The organism is Pedobacter yulinensis (genome assembly GCF_003029735.1).
Taxonomy (GTDB): Bacteria; Bacteroidota; Bacteroidia; order Sphingobacteriales; family Sphingobacteriaceae; genus Pedobacter; species Pedobacter yulinensis.
In genome coordinates this window covers 367,374-382,718 of the sequence record NZ_KZ686270.1, presented here as the reverse complement: position 1 = coordinate 382,718, position 15,345 = coordinate 367,374, and the positions used below count along the sequence as shown (strand labels likewise).

The window sequence follows — 15,345 nt, the reverse complement described above, 5'->3', positions numbered from 1 at the left end:
ATTCAGGAAAGTGAAATCAACAAACTCATTCTCAAAAACCATCCTCCTTTTACTTTTTATCCTATGGAATCTTGCGGTGAACGCTCAGACCGGTGGCAAGATTGCAGGCAGCGTTACTGATAAGAAAACGGGGGAGGCGCTAATCGGCGTTTCCGTGCTCGTAAAAGGCATTAACAAGGGCATCGCCACAGATGTAGATGGAAAATATCTTATTGGAGGTCTTGCTGCGGGCAGGTATACATTGTCAGTATCTTATGTAGGCTACGCTACGAAAGAAGTTTCTGATATCGAAGTGAATGGCAACTCAGCCACAACACTAAACGTTGTATTGGAAGAAGCTGGTTCTAATCAACTTAGCGATGTAGTTGTAAGGGCAAATTTCAAACAGGAATCTGTAAATGCGCTGCTAGCGCAACAAAAAAACAGTCCTATTATTTCGAGTGGCATATCAGCAGAAATTATCCAGCGATCACCTGATAAAAATACCTCAGAAGTGTTGAAGCGCGTAAGCGGGGCCAGCATCCAAAACAACAAATTCGTTGTTATTCGGGGCCTGGCAGATCGTTATAATGTGACAATGCTGAATAATGCCATTATGCCATCGACTGAGCCTGACAAAAAAGCGTTCTCATTTGATATTATTCCTTCCAACCTCGTAGACAAAATTCTCATCAACAAAACTGCATCGGCTGATCTGCCGGCTGACTTTGCAGGAGGCATTGTACAGGTAGTTACTAAAGATGTGCCGGATCAGGACTACATTGCCTTTAGCACCAGTTGGGGATACAATACCCAATCGACTTTCAAAGACTTCATATCTAATGAACGGGGCAACCTCGCTTACCTGGGCTTTGGACAAAGCGATAGAAAACTTCCGGGATCTTTTCCTCCTTCATTTCAAAAATACAACCCTCTCATGCCTGATCAGAAGGTAGCCTTGACAAAACAGCTTTCAAACCCATATGGTGAGCAGACCTATGTCGCATTGCCAACGCAGAGTCACCAACTTACCTGGGGTAATCGGACCGATTTGAAAAATGGCGGCTCTCTGGGTAGTATCGTCTCCTTGTCTTATCGCAATGGCCAGAACATCAACCCTGTCGAGAGAAATGACTATCAGAACAACTTTCAGGATATTTATTATGCCTATAATGATAAACAATTCGTGTTTAATACGAGCGTAGGCTTACTTGCTAACATCACGTATAAGAAAGACAAGACCAAATTAAGCTTTAAGAACCTGCTTAATAATGTTTACGATGAAATTTACACCGACAGAACAGGCTTCAATACAAACATTGACGGTAATCTTCGTTTTAATAACAACGAGCTTACTCAGAAATTTATTTCAAACCATCAATTGGAAGGTGAGCATGCGTTCGGCGCGCGCGATCAAAAATTGAACTGGAATCTAAGTTATTCACTCACCAAGCGCGATCAACCGGACCTTAGATCCATATATTATCGTGAGAATGGTGCAGGAACAAATGTCTTTTCTGTAGTAGACCGCAACAGCCGCCGTTTTTTCTCAGATATGCAGGAAAATAACTTCTTAGGGCAGGCAAACTACACATTACCCTTTACTCTGAAAGGCAAAAAAAGCTCCTTCAAAGCCGGGGTCCTTTCAAATTATAAAACCCGGGAATTTAATGCCCGAATTTTCAATTATCTGTTTAATTCTACCGGATCGCCAAGTTTCGATGATCAGATTTTGACGTTGCCAAAAGATCGGATCTTCGCCTCGGAACAGATCAGGGCTACGGGAGGCTTCTTTTTGACCGACTTTACCAGCAATACGGATTCTTATGATGCACAGACCTTTTTAAATGCGGGTTACGCTATGCTCGACAATCGTTTCGGTGAAAAATCGCGGCTGGTCTGGGGAGTTAGGGTTGAGCAGTATTATCAGAACGTAGACTATATTGATCTTAGCGGGACAAACAGAAGTATGGATCAACAATTTACTGATATCCTCCCTTCGGCGAATTATACTTATACAATTTCTGACAAAAGTAATTTCCGGGTTTCCGCTTCCCGTACAGTCTCCCGCCCTGAGCTTCGTGAACTGGCACCTTTTGAATTCTACGACTTTGTAGCGCAGACAGCTACGTTAGGCAATCCGCAATTGAAGCGTGCGACAATTAATAATGCGGATCTTCGCTATGAAATCTATCCTGCCAGTGGGGAATCGATCACTGTTTCGGCCTTTTATAAAGATTTCAGTAATGCTATTGAGCAGGTTCTAGATGGAAGTGCAACACCAGAGCGACGACAAGTAGGGTTCCAAAATATGTCGAAGGCCTATTCTTATGGTGCGGAACTGGAATTGAGAAAAAGGCTCAGCTTTATCAGTGAATCGAACCTTTTTAAGGATCTGACAATGTTTGCAAATCTGAGTTATATCAAGTCTGAGGTTGAGCAAGGAAGCGCTAATTTGCAGTCGCGTCCGCTACAGGGGCAGTCACCATATCTTCTGAACGGAGGTGTCCAGTATTCAAATGATAAAAGTGGGTGGAGCCTTACCGCACTTTACAACCGGGTGGGCCAACGCATTGCTTTCGTTGGGAATAACCTGATTCCAAATATTTGGGAAAATGCACGTGATGTGGTGGATTTCCAGATAAGTAAAAAACTGATCAGCAATAAGGCAGAACTCAAACTAAATGTTGGAGACCTTTTGAACCAACGAAGCATTTTTTACCTGAATATGGATGATAAAAACGTTTATAGCGGAGCTGTTGACAAGCCCTATACTTCAGCACGCTTTGGTACAAATGTCTCGCTTTCATTTACCTACAATTTTTCTTTAGGACAACGATAGTTACACATCAGATAACTTAACATACCTCTAAACTTGAGGTAACACCAAAACCGGAATTTTACAGCAAAATCATAACAACATGAAATTAGGAAATGCTTTTTTAGCGATTTTATCTTTAGGTGTAATTTTTACATCATGTAAGAAAAACGATGACCCGCAAGGTTCTGAAGAGACAGTAGTTATTGCAAACGGCGGAACGTTAACCGGGACATACAAAAGCGGACAGCGGGTAGTCGTTACTAAAGGTACTGTGACCCTCAATGGCTATACTTATTTTGAAGAGGGATCTACTTTAACGATCGAACCTGGAACAGTAATCAAATCAAGTGTTGAAAATAAAGGGGCCCTGATCATCGAACGCGGTGCTAAAATTATGGCGGACGGAACTGCTGCTGCACCGATTGTATTCACATCTGGTCGCGCTGCAGGCCAGCGTAATCCAGGTGACTGGGGCGGAATTATTATTCTCGGCAGGGCAACGACAAACCTTACCAATCCAACTATCGAAGGTGGCGTTGGCAGACAGTATGGCGGCACTATAGATACTGACAATTCGGGTGTATTGCGTTATGTCAGAATTGAATATGCGGGTATTGCAGCTCAGCCTGGGTCGGAAATTAACGGCTTGACCCTAGGCGGTGTCGGTTCGGGAACTGTTATTGACCATATCCAGGTTTCTTATGGAAATGATGATGCTTTCGAGTTTTTTGGTGGCACTGTGAATGCAAAACATCTTATTGCGTTTGCTACCGCCGATGATGATTTCGATTTTGACAACGGATACAGAGGCAAAATCCAATTTGCTGTAGCACTACGTGACCCGGCATTCGTAGACGGTGGCGATGCTGGCAACGGCATTGAATGCGATAACAATGCCAATGGAACAGATGCTACACCCCGCACACGTCCAAATATTTCTAATATGACCATCCTTGGTCCGAATGGCGCGGCAAACACAGCAGCTAATCACAATTTTGCTAACCGCTTTAGAAGAGCCACTGCCTTCATCTTGAACAACTCAGTAATGATCGGGCATCCAGATGGTGGGCTATCACTGGAGTCTAATGGAACTTATTCATCCCTTATCGACGGAACCTCGCAATTTAATAATAACGTAGTATTCGCACTTGCTGCTCCATATAAACTTGGAAGTGACGTAACAGTTGCAGGTGCAACAGCAGCTGCGATCGAGGCAAAGGCTGCGGCTAGCGGTTCTGTAAAACTGGCCTCAGCCACTGAGGCAGGAATAAATGGGGCATTTACCTTAAACGCTCCTAATTTTTTACCATCTGCTGGCTCTATCTTGCTTGCAGGTGCTGCCTTCACAGGAGATCAAAACGATACATTTTTCGAGAAAATATCATACAAAGGTGCTTTTGGTGCAACCAACTGGACATCAGGCTGGGCAAGTTTCACGCCTCAAACAAATACCTACTAGTACCTACACTTTAAAGGATGGCCGCTAGATTTGATCTAGCGGCTTTTTTTTTGCCGTTCACCTCGCGATGCAAAAGGTGAAACATTCAGATTTGATATCTTTTAACGATGCAGTCGCATCGCCGTTGCAAAGTTCGACTTAAACCTTAAAATTGATTCGCTATTTTAATTGTGATTTACTTGTCCGTACATGCATCAGAATTAATACGGTTATTTCGATTGCAGCACCTTCAGAAGGAACCTACTTTTCTCTCGGACAAACGGAGATCCTGGAAGGAAGGGTGCGGTATGCGATAAGCTGCCCGGCCTGTTTTTATGGCGGGGCCGAAGTTGTTGACGCACCGTTAAGGGCAAGAATTTGACGCCAGACAAGCCCGCACAACAAACCCAGTGGCTGATTGAAGCAAGACTTGTTTTGCAATATGGCGAACAGTCTTCTTCCAGAGAAACCATTTCGTTTAAACAGTATTTTACGTTGGGTTCGGGGGGATGACAATGACCGCCGCCTATACCGATCACCGGTATCTAGTGTTCAGATACGCTTGCCTCATTTGATAACAATTGGTTAATCCTGTCATCATATCTGGTCACGAATTTCATATTATCAATATGAACATCATCCCCATTCATTCAATTGCAAGCAGGGATCACTAACCTGCCAAAGCGCCTGGCCTTTAGGCCGGGAAAGTTTGTAAGATCGAACCTTTATTTATTTCTCAACCATTAGTAAAAACTTCATGAACAAAATCATTCCAATGAAACAGTTTGCCAGAATCCTGGTTTGCTGCCTGGCCTTGTCAGCCGCTGGCGCATGTAAAAGACAAGATGTAGAACCTCCTGAGACTGAAAAAAAAGTAGAATCTGATAACCCAACAACCGAACAACTGCTTCAATTTTTTGCAGATCTGGTAGAAGACGACCGCAAGTTTTTCTCGTACGATGAGAAGCGGGACATGGTTGTGTACAGAGGAGTAGACCAAATGGACCGCGCAGAACTTTTATTGATGTACCGAAACATTCTGAAAGAAAGGAGGCTGCAGAATGAGAAACGTTAAACGTGGAGCAATACTGCTATCAATTTTATTCGCATCGTTTGCGTCGAAGGCACAATACGCAGGCAGTATTTATGCCTTCAATTTGGTAAATACATCGCAAGTCAATGTAGTACAAGGAACAACCTCTACAACCATTAAATTCAATGTCGGCGTGCAGCGCTTTGCAGGCAAACCATTCCGAATGAATATTAAGCTGGGAATTGCCGCCAATGGCGAGAATTTTCAGCCAGTTTATACGATACAAGACAGCGACTTTGCCTCTGGTCAAATGAGCACCAGTAAGGAATTCACTGCAACGATAGCCAATACAAAGCTGGTGCACCAAAAACGCATTGCCTTGTACTACTCATTACCGAATTCCGGGCCTGAGTTCTTTAGTGAGTATCTGAGTTATAACTATTTTATTAATAATGCCCCTCCTGTAAATTCGGACCACTTAAAAATCCAATCAATGGGCTTCTCAACGGTAGGTATAAGCGATGGCGGAAATTATTATCTTGTTGAAGATGATATTATGTTGTCTAAATCCTACGTTAGTAATTATGTGCCAGGAACTCCAGCCCCGATAGTCGCGTTTGATAATATTAACATCATTATCGATCAGTCCATATGGGCCAATCCATTGTGGAATAATGCTTTATCAACCGCTGTCTCGGCCTGGAATTTGGAGCCAAACATGAACGTAAAGCTACATATAATCGCTTCGACCTCCGGCAACTCAAACATCGCGCTGCCTCCTCCAAGTGAACGACATATCACTGTGGTGCAATCTTCCACGCCACAGAGCGTACCGGTTCTTGCTCGTTTCCCCATCAACGATGGTAGGCCGGGCCAGGAAATTTACTTCAATCCAAATTTTAAATATGCTTCTACTGGTCAAGGAGTGACACAGGCACAAGCAGCTTGGAACCTCGTTCATGCGATTGGCCATAGCCTCGGTTTTTCACATGCCTCAGGTACGGGAGCCGAAACCTCGATCATGCTAAAAGGCACCTCATCAAGTGCTTTTAATGATATTGGGTTCTCTACATACGATTCGCAAACGCTTTCTGCCAAATATCCGATTTCAACCCAAAGTACAGTAGCTCCGTTTATTTCTGGAAAGATCAGCTTACTTCCATTCGAAACAACGAGTTTTGAAACAAGTTATTATGCGGTTGGATTGAGCTATGCATGGAAGGCTGTAGGTGTGAACGGGACATCCTTTAACATGGATTATGATTATGTAACAGGTGCCCGGCTGCCTGAAGTGGATTTTCCTGCTGGCAGTTATGAAATCCAATGTTTTATTACGGGAAGTAAGTTTAATGGGCAGATCGTTGCGAGACGAACAATAATAGTACAATAATACTATCTAGCTTAGCGCTGGTGCTATTGACGAATAACTTCAAATGAAGATTCTGCCAATCGTAATGGCAGAATCTTCATATTTTTGCATCACGATAGCTAACTACTGTTAGCGTTCCATCAGACGGGTCAGTGCCTTTCTGCAGCTGTAATACAGTTTGTTACCAGGCCATGGGATAACGTGCGTCTTGCACGTTGCTCTCGGCCTAATAATCAGTCGCTGTCTCACCAGGCTTGTAATGGTAAACGACCTGGTAACTGACATCCCGCAGTGCGACGGTTACCTGGCCCAGTTTCAGGTTCTCTTTTTGCGGGGTGGCTTCACAGATCGTATAGGGCTTACCTTTATACATCACCGGTTTTCCAGCCGGCTTATCCAGTCCAACGGCCAACGTAATGTGTGTAGGGTACAATAAGGCAATCATAGGCAGGTCGTAGATTTCCTTAACCAGCATAAAAAACAGCGCCGCCCGGTCGTCGCAGTCGCTGTAATCAGCAGACAAAGTCTGTTCAGGCGAGAGCCGTTTTTCCTTACCAAAGTGCTCGTCATCGCTCTGGTACAGAAAAGCATACCGCGTGAAACGCATCAGATAATCGACACCTTTAGATTGACTCATTGCGCGGGTATGCTTTCTTAACACAGGGATCAGTGACTGATATGTTTCATGGCTGAGCGGGATGTTGAAATAGGTCCCGAAATCGACACCGGGGTAGTTGGCGAAAATAGCCGGAATTTCCCTGTTGACTTTAACACGAAAATGATATGCCTTACTTCGGTACTGAAAGGCCAGCTCCCTTTCTTCGTAACTGTCGGGCGTAAAATCGGGCATTTGCGTCACCTTGTATGAAAAAGGCGCAACAGCTCCCGCAATGGCGATGTCTACCGGCTTATAGGCATCTTCCCGTTCAAACAATTTTCCATAATCGTGGTAATTCAGACAGGTGTACTTATTGCCTTTATAATTGACATAGGGGATGTCAGAAATATCCTCCTCATTGCGAACATAAAAGATGATCTGGCCGCGGCCAATGGCCAGACGGGCATCATAACCAGACTTGCAGAGCAAAAACCATTTGTATAAGGTGTAACGTGTGTAATCATCATTCTTCGGACTAAGTTGTCCCGCAGTCTTGCGAACAAGCTGGTAATAAAGCCAGTCGCTCAACTTGTGTTTTCTGCGAAAGGCCAGCAGCGAATCGACCATTGGCTTATAGTTCCCGGCATTCATCTGCCGGTAGAATCCCCTGACAGACATTGCGCTCAGGGGCACCTCAACCGGGACAATACAGGTGGAGTCTGCCGAAAAATTTATGGTGCCATTGTAATAGGCAATACTGTGATTTTGCGCATGCAGGCGGCTGATGGTAAAAGAGAATACCAGCAGCAGGCAAAGCCCTAAGCCCGCTCGCTGTAATCCGTTATCCCATCTTATCTGCATCGTAGCATTCAATATACGAAAATTCCTGCATTTAAGTGCGATGCAGTTTCATACAGGCTGAGGGGCGGTGCGTTCTGTGTTGCAGTAACCCGGCCGGTTAAACCTGATGGTAGCGGCGGCCCTGAGGCACGAAGGCCACAGCAGACAGCAGGGCAGTAGCAGCCGAAACGTGCCGGAGCTTGCTTTCCACAAAACTTTAAATCAACTTTTAAAGACCTCTACAAAAAAACACAATCGTTAAAAAATGTTAAAGTAACCGCTGCTTAACAAATTTTTAACAGGATGCTTTTAGCTTTGCTGCCGTAAATATTTGGTTTGATATTTACAGTTTAGGTTTAGTTGATAACAAAAAACCCGGGCGGATGTCCGGGTTTTTGTTTTATGATCTGTCTTTACAAGTTTTTTCCTAATTTTTCGATGATCTCCATGGGAATGTTTTGAGTGTCTACTACGAGAAACCCGTCCAGGCAGTCGGAAAACTTAGGGTCGATATTGAAACAGATAATCTTGGCATTCAGGTTCATGTATTGCCGCAGCAGTACCGGAATTTTGATGTGTGTTGTTTCGATATCACCGATCAGCGAATCGAGATCTTTCAGCGATTCACTTCCCGCTACCAGCAAATCTGTAGAAATAGGCAGGAGGTCTGCCTTAAATTTGTTTTTTGGCTTAACGTATTTAGCCATTTCATAATCAAAGTGATTTCTGGTGATGTAGTCTACAATCAGTGCCTTTGAAAACTTGGAGAAGCTGTTGCTGATGCTCACCGGTCCGAACATGTAGCGGTACTGCGGGTTGTCGATCAGGTATTTCAGGATACCCTTCCACAGCAGGAACAGCGGCAGCGGTTTGCCCTGGTACTCTTTTCTGATCCATGACCGGCCCAGTTCAATACCCTGCCGAAGCATAGGATAGATCTGGTCTTTGAGTTTGAAAAGCTCAGAGAGATAAAAGCCGCGGCGGCCCATGCTTTCCAGGATCTCATCGCCCTTGCCAATGCGGTAGGCGCCGACTATATTCTGCAGGTCGGTATCCCAGATAAACAAGTGGTGATAATAAATATCATAATTATCCAGGTCGATCTTTTTGTTCGTGCCTTCGCCAACCTCCCTGAAAGTAATCTCGCGCAACCGGCCTATTTCGCGCAGCACATTCGGAATATTCAGTGTGGGCACAATGTAAACCTCATAATTCTTTTCTTTCCAGACCTTAAAGTCTTCCAGTTCGGCCACCTCTGCTGAAATCTGTTCGCGCGGCGTCTCAGGAATAACCGCCTCGGGCGTCTTTTTTCTTTTGAACAGGTTGATCGGGTTAAACAGCTTTCTTTCCTGCTCCAGGCTTACGCCAAGCGCATAGGTACGTGCACGCAGAAAGTCGAGCAGTTTGTTTGAGTTGTTGTTGTACGAAATGTCGTTAATGTCTATCGGTTTGCCAATGCGCACACGGATGGTTTTTCCCTGTTTATTCAGGAATTCAGAAGGCAGTTTAGCTGTACGCAGGGTAGGGTGTATAAAGCTGAGGATGTTGAACAATACACCATTGTTGCCATGAAAATAAATGGGAACCACGGGCACTTTGGCTTTGGCAATCAACTTTCCCACCACAGGATGCCACATGCGGTCGGTTATCTGCTGGGCGTCAAGTTTGAAGGTTGAAACCTCTCCCGCCGGGAAAATGCCCAGGGGTGTACCATTCTTCAGCAGGTCGAATGTGGTCTTGAGACCGCTGATACTCGATGAATGCTGGACGTTCTCGAAGGGGTTCACGGCAACAAAGAACTGGTCCAGGTTCGGAATTTTCTTCAGGATGAAATTGACCATTACCTTGGCCTCCGGCCGAACCGTGCAGAGCAGCTTGACGAGCGCCAGACCCTCCACTCCGCCATAGGGGTGGTTGGCTATCGCGATGAACGGACCGGTCTTCGGAATATTTCTGAGGTCGTTTTCGTCGAAGCTGATGGATACCCCAATGGTTTCCAAGATCTTGTCTACAAACTCAATCCCTTCATAATGCTGGTTCCTGGAAAATACGTCGTTGATGTCATTCAACTTCATGATTTCCATCATCAGCGCAGCCAGCCCGGGTACGCCAAGTTTATCGATTTTGGTAGCCTTCGCAAATTCCTGCGTGGTAATGATCTTCATGGTGGAATAGTCGCTTCGTTTCTTGTGTTTTTAGCGGGAGAAAACGCCTTACGTACCGGATTGATTTAATCAGCAGGCAGGGAATAATTCCTGCGTTTTTGAAGGGGTATGTTTGGTAACGCTCTGCCGCGAAATTTCAAAAATAAGATTTATATTTAAAAAAACTGTTACAAAGCGATGATCAGAAAATGGCTTGGACTGCATTTTGGCATGAGCCGGCGCGAATACAACGGCCTTGTTGTGCTCGCTGTTCTGATTACTTTGGTTCGGCTATGTTCTGCTGCCTGGTCCTGGTGGCAGAGCGGAAAGGCAACCGGGCCAACCATCACTGAGCTTGCGGCTGTGCGTGAGCTGCAGGCATTACCTGAAGCCCGGCCATTTGCTTTAAAGCCACGTGAAAAACGGTCTTTGCGGCGCACACAGCGCTTCTTTCGGTTTGATCCCAACAAGGCGAACCAGGCAGACTGGCAGGAATTGGGTCTTTCAGAGAAGCAGGCGGCAGCCATTCTGCGCTACCGGGAAAAAGGCGGTGTTTTTCGCAGAAAGGCCGATGTAGCGCGCATGTATACCATCCGGCCGGAACTCTATCAAAAACTTGAACCTTACATTGATATCCAGGAAGTAACGGCAAATGAGCCGCGGTTTAATGCAGAAAAGGTGTCCCAGATAATCATTGTTCCTTTACACGAGGCCGACTCTGCCGGGCTAACCAGTGTCAGGGGACTGGGGCCGGCCTTTGCAAGCCGCATTGTACGCTACCGCGACCGGCTTGGTGGTTTCTACAGCCTGCATCAGCTGGCAGAGGTCTACGGCATGGACAGCCTCAGGCTGCAGCAGATCCTGCCTCAGTTGCGGCTTGACCCTTCAAAGATCCGGCGCATTCCCGTTAACCAGGTTACATTCGATCAGCTGAAGGGACACCCATACCTGCGCTACAAACAGGTCAGCGCACTGATCGCCTACAGGGACCAGCATGGGCCATATAAAAGTACCGCCGACTTAAAAAAAGTCGTTATTTTGCCACCAGAAACGATTCGTAAACTAGAACCATACCTCATCTTTGAATGATCGAAAGCAGAATAAAAGCAGCGGTACGCGATGTAGCCGATTTTCCAACACCGGGTATTATTTTTAAAGACATTACGCCGATCCTTAAAGATGCCGCATTGTGCACTGACATCACAGCTGCGCTGGCAACGCAGGTAGCCGCACTGCAGATCGATGTGGTGGCCGGCATTGAAAGCCGGGGCTTTCTGTTTGGCCTTGCACTGGCCAATTATCTGGGCGTGCCTTTTGTGCCTGTCAGAAAAGCAGGCAAACTGCCTTACAAAACAGTCAGGCAGGAGTACGCGCTTGAATATGGTACCGCGACCCTTGAGGTTCATGAAGACGCGTTTAGCAGTGGGCAAAGGGTGCTTGTTCATGACGACCTGCTCGCTACCGGTGGTACTGTGCTGGCAGCTTCTGCGCTCATCAGCCGCCTGGGTGCCAGCGTAACGGGTTATTCTTTTATTATAAGCCTTGATTTTTTGAATGGCCGGCAGCGCCTTTCGCCATTCAGCAACGCCGTGCACACGCTGGCGGGCTGGCAGCATTAAAAAAATTAAAAAAAACTTTCGGTGTTTTTTATGCTTGCATAGTATTTCTATGGCATTAATTGAACCAAATACCGTTTTATTCTGTTTCCAGGCAAATATTTGATGCATTCACCATGCATCTGAATGGTTATTATTGTACTGAAAATCAGTTATAAATGGCAAACGGAACAGATCTTACTGAAGTACCGGCCGGCTTTGATTTTTCTGAAACAGAGAGCCAGCTGCAGATCAGGCAAATGGTACGCGATTTTGCTGATAAGCACATTCGCCCGCATGTGATGGAATGGGATGAAGCGCAGATCTTTCCTGTCGCACTGTTTAAGGAGATGGGACAGCTCGGGTTGATGGGCGTACTTGTACCTGAAGCTTATGGCGGGTCGGGGCTTGGTTACCAGGAGTATGTAGATATTATTGTAGAGGTATCGCGGGTGTGCGGTTCGATCGGTTTGTCGCTTGCCGCACATAATTCGTTATGTGTCGGGCATTTGATGAATTTCGCCAATGAGGATCAAAAACAACGCTGGCTGCCCAGATTGGCTACCGCCGAGTGGATTGGTGCCTGGGGGCTTACTGAAGCAGGTACGGGATCAGACGCGCTGCGCATGCAAACGACCGCAGTTGCAGATGGTGACCATTACGTAATCAACGGTGCAAAGAACTGGATTACGCATGGCAAGTCAGGAGATCTCGCTGTGGTGATGGTGCGAACCGGCGAAAAAGGGAAAGCCTCTGGTATATCGGCCATTGTGGTTGAGCGCGGAACTCCGGGTTTCGCCGCCGGCAAAAAGGAGAACAAGCTGGGTATGCGCGCTTCTGAAACAACCGAAATGATTTTTGACAACTGCCGGGTGCCGAAAGAGAACCTGCTGGGGCAGGAGGGCGAAGGTTTCAAGCAGGCCATGAAGGTGCTTGATGGGGGCCGGATCTCGATTGCAGCATTAGGTTTAGGCATTGCAAAAGGCGCATTTGATGCTGCAGTTGGTTATGCGAAAGAACGTCACCAGTTTGGACAGCCGATCTCAAACTTTCAGGCCATCAGTTTTAAGCTGGCCGATATGGCAACCGAGATCGAGGCGGCAACCCTGTTAATCCGCCAGGCAGCTGATCTGAAGAACAGGCATTTACCTGTTACTAAATTCTCGGCGATGGCCAAGTACTATGCGTCTGAGGTCGCCGTAAGAACAGCTACAGAAGCCGTGCAGATCTTTGGCGGCTATGGATATACAAAAGATTTTCCTGTCGAAAAATATTACCGTGACAGCAAGCTCTGTACAATAGGCGAGGGGACTTCTGAAATTCAGAAGATCGTTATTGCCCGCGAGGTGCTGAACGCATAAACACGTCCATTCTAACCAAATATCATAAAAGAGCGTCCGGTGGCCTCAAAAGGCGCCGGATTTTTTTATCGATACGCATACAGCTGTCCGTGTAAAGCCGAATCAGGTTCCCGGCCTGAACGGGGCTTTATTTTGCAGGCAAGGCGGTCTGCCTGGCTTTCGATATGGTTGAGAGCCGGTAACTGCACTGGATAAAAAGACATTTTCATTTGTTAACTTATTTACAAATCGTATATTTGCAGTCCTTAAAAACGAGAGGAGGTATCAAAACGTTATGATCATTATCAACATTAAAGACGGCGAATCATTGGACAAAGCCTTGAAACGCTTCAAAAAGAAATTTGAAAAAACAGGTGTATTAAGAGAACTTCGCAGTCGTCAGGCATATGAGAAACGTTCCGTAACCCGTCGTACACAGGTTAAACACGCCATCTACAAACAAGGCTTGCAACAGGAAGCCGGTCTCTAAGACTACTGTTTTATCATATTTAGCCCTTTGCAGCAAACTGCAAAGGGTTTTTTTGTTTATAGCCAGCCAGAGGTGGCACTTTGACGGGTAGGGCTGAAAGATCGTTTTTTTATGACAAAACAATTAGTAACTTCAAGGGCAGAACAAGCGCAGAGATCCATGCATATTGAGGCCTTCCTGACTTACCTTAAATACGAAAAACGGTATGCAGCACATACGCTCACAGCTTACCGGAAAGACCTGGAAGACTATACTGCTTATCTTGACAAAACATTTAGCCTGGCGGCCGATGCTGCAGGGCATAACGACATCAGGAGTTACGTGGTGTCGCTTATGGATGCCAAACGGTCTGCGGTAACCATTAACCGTAAACTTTCTGCCCTGCGTTCCTTTTACCGCTTTATGTTGGGATCGAAGGGTATCGAGAAGAACCCGATGCTGTTGGTTAAGGCTCCGGTGGTTCCGGGCAAACTGCCCGTGGTGGTAGATCACCGGAAAATGGACGAACTGCTTGACGGCCGGGATATTTTTGATGCTTCGTTTGCATCACGCCGGGACCGCCTCGTGCTCGAGTTGCTTTTCGGAACGGGCATCAGGCTCAGTGAACTGACCGGGCTGGATGAGGGAAGCGTGGACCGGGAAAACAGGACCCTCCGGGTTATGGGCAAAAGGAGTAAGGAGCGGTTGGTTCCGCTCACGCCGGCGCTCGCCAGACAGCTCGAAGAATACCTTGTTGAAAAGTCAATGCAAAATTTCGACAACAAATCGGCCGCACTGATCGTTACCAATACAGGCGCACGTGCCTATGCCAAGCTGGTTTACCGGATCGTACACCACTATTTGTCTTATGTGTCTACACAGCAAAAGCGGAGTCCGCATGTACTGCGGCATTCTTTTGCAACCGAACTGCTGAACCGGGGAGCCGACCTGAATGCAATTAAGGAACTGCTCGGACACGCCAGCCTGGCTGCTACGCAGGTGTATACACATAATTCGGTTGAAAGACTAAAATCAATTTATAAACAAGCCCATCCGAAGGCTTAAAAAAAGGAGGAAATATGAAAATCAGAGTTCAGTCGATCCATTTCAATGCTGATCAGAAATTGTTGAGCTTTATTCAGAAAAAAGTGGACAAGCTTGACCAGTTTTTCGACCACATCATCGGTGGCGAAGTTTACCTGAAGCTGGAAAACGTCGAAGATGAGGCTAACAAGATCAGCGAAATCAAGCTGATCGTACCCGGGGGAACGCTGTTCGCAAAAGAGCAGTGCAAAACGTTTGAAGAGGCGACCGACCTGGCTATTGAATCCTTGAGGAGGCAGGTGAATAAACATAAAGATAAGACCCGTGCAAAATTAAGCGAGCACAAAGACATTCTCGCCAGCGACGAAGTTGCTGACTATTAGGACGGTACTTTGTACGGAATAAAACAGAACATTCGGCGGCTGAAAAGTCGCCGAATTTTTTTTGTAAAATTATTTGCGGGTGTATGATTTTGTTGTAGATTTGCATTCCATTTCGGAAGGGGCATAAGGCCCGAAACGGACTGGAATGTTCTCTGAATGATGAAATACAAACACTGCATTGCCTTCGGGCGGCAGTAATCCACATAAGCCTCCTTAGCTCAGCTGGTAGAGCAACTGACTTGTAATCAGTAGGTCATTGGTTCGATCCCGATAGGAGGCTCTTTTTATGTTC

12 protein-coding genes and 1 tRNA gene are annotated in these 15,345 nt (G+C 46.0%); 11 read left to right on the top strand and 2 right to left on the bottom strand.

Annotated features, from left to right (window positions below):
* Nucleotides 1-10: 10 nt before the first annotated feature.
* The 4 genes from C7T94_RS16190 to C7T94_RS16175 all read left to right on the top strand — a co-directional run bounded on the left by C7T94_RS16190 (nucleotide 11) and on the right by C7T94_RS16175 (nucleotide 6,661).
* Entirely contained in the window at nucleotides 11-2,821 is a 2,811-nt protein-coding gene (locus C7T94_RS16190; protein ID WP_162618734.1) for a TonB-dependent receptor, read from the top strand.
* 79 nt (nucleotides 2,822-2,900) lie between these two features.
* A complete protein-coding gene (locus C7T94_RS16185) occupies nucleotides 2,901-4,259 on the top strand; it encodes a hypothetical protein (RefSeq protein ID WP_107216531.1) in 1,359 nt (452 codons plus the stop codon).
* Between the two features lie 736 nt (nucleotides 4,260-4,995).
* Nucleotides 4,996-5,313 carry a hypothetical protein gene (locus C7T94_RS16180; RefSeq protein WP_107216529.1) on the top strand — a complete coding sequence of 106 codons (318 nt, stop codon included), beginning with the start codon at nucleotides 4,996-4,998 and terminating at the stop codon, nucleotides 5,311-5,313.
* A complete protein-coding gene (locus C7T94_RS16175) occupies nucleotides 5,300-6,661 on the top strand; it encodes a hypothetical protein (RefSeq protein ID WP_162618733.1) in 1,362 nt (453 codons plus the stop codon). The genes C7T94_RS16180 and C7T94_RS16175 overlap by 14 nt, the downstream gene beginning before the upstream one ends.
* A 205-nt stretch (nucleotides 6,662-6,866) precedes the next feature.
* Here C7T94_RS16175 and C7T94_RS16170 read toward each other — a convergent pair whose 3' ends face one another.
* A complete protein-coding gene (locus C7T94_RS16170) occupies nucleotides 6,867-8,099 on the bottom strand; it encodes a hypothetical protein (protein WP_239495049.1) in 1,233 nt (410 codons plus the stop codon).
* Between the two features lie 392 nt (nucleotides 8,100-8,491).
* Nucleotides 8,492-10,243, bottom strand: coding sequence for a lysophospholipid acyltransferase family protein (locus C7T94_RS16165; protein WP_107216525.1), 1,752 nt, complete (start codon nucleotides 10,241-10,243; stop codon nucleotides 8,492-8,494).
* A gap of 177 nt (nucleotides 10,244-10,420) precedes the next feature.
* Here C7T94_RS16165 and C7T94_RS16160 point away from each other — a divergent pair, with 177 nt between their 5' ends.
* The 7 genes from C7T94_RS16160 to C7T94_RS16130 all read left to right on the top strand — a co-directional run bounded on the left by C7T94_RS16160 (nucleotide 10,421) and on the right by C7T94_RS16130 (nucleotide 15,333).
* Nucleotides 10,421-11,311 (top strand): ComEA family DNA-binding protein, encoded by an 891-nt coding sequence (locus tag C7T94_RS16160; RefSeq protein WP_107216523.1) that lies wholly within the window; start codon nucleotides 10,421-10,423, stop codon nucleotides 11,309-11,311.
* A complete protein-coding gene (locus C7T94_RS16155) occupies nucleotides 11,308-11,841 on the top strand; it encodes an adenine phosphoribosyltransferase (RefSeq protein ID WP_107216521.1) in 534 nt (177 codons plus the stop codon). Before C7T94_RS16160 ends, C7T94_RS16155 begins: the two co-directional genes overlap by 4 nt.
* A 155-nt stretch (nucleotides 11,842-11,996) precedes the next feature.
* Nucleotides 11,997-13,178: an acyl-CoA dehydrogenase family protein gene (locus C7T94_RS16150; RefSeq protein ID WP_107216519.1), complete on the top strand. Its 1,182-nt coding sequence runs from the start codon at nucleotides 11,997-11,999 to the stop codon at nucleotides 13,176-13,178.
* A gap of 274 nt (nucleotides 13,179-13,452) precedes the next feature.
* The gene (gene rpsU, locus C7T94_RS16145; RefSeq protein ID WP_107216518.1) at nucleotides 13,453-13,647 is read left to right on the top strand and encodes a 30S ribosomal protein S21; all 195 of its coding nucleotides are present in this window, start codon (nucleotides 13,453-13,455) and stop codon (nucleotides 13,645-13,647) included.
* Nucleotides 13,648-13,758: 111 nt separating this feature from the next.
* On the top strand, nucleotides 13,759-14,691 hold the full coding sequence (locus tag C7T94_RS16140) for a tyrosine-type recombinase/integrase (protein WP_239495048.1): 933 nt from the start codon (nucleotides 13,759-13,761) through the stop codon (nucleotides 14,689-14,691).
* 14 nt (nucleotides 14,692-14,705) lie between these two features.
* Nucleotides 14,706-15,053 (top strand): ribosome hibernation-promoting factor, HPF/YfiA family, encoded by a 348-nt coding sequence (gene hpf, locus C7T94_RS16135; protein WP_107216516.1) that lies wholly within the window; start codon nucleotides 14,706-14,708, stop codon nucleotides 15,051-15,053.
* Between the two features lie 207 nt (nucleotides 15,054-15,260).
* Nucleotides 15,261-15,333: transfer RNA gene (locus C7T94_RS16130), tRNA-Thr, on the top strand.
* Nucleotides 15,334-15,345: the final 12 nt, after the last annotated feature.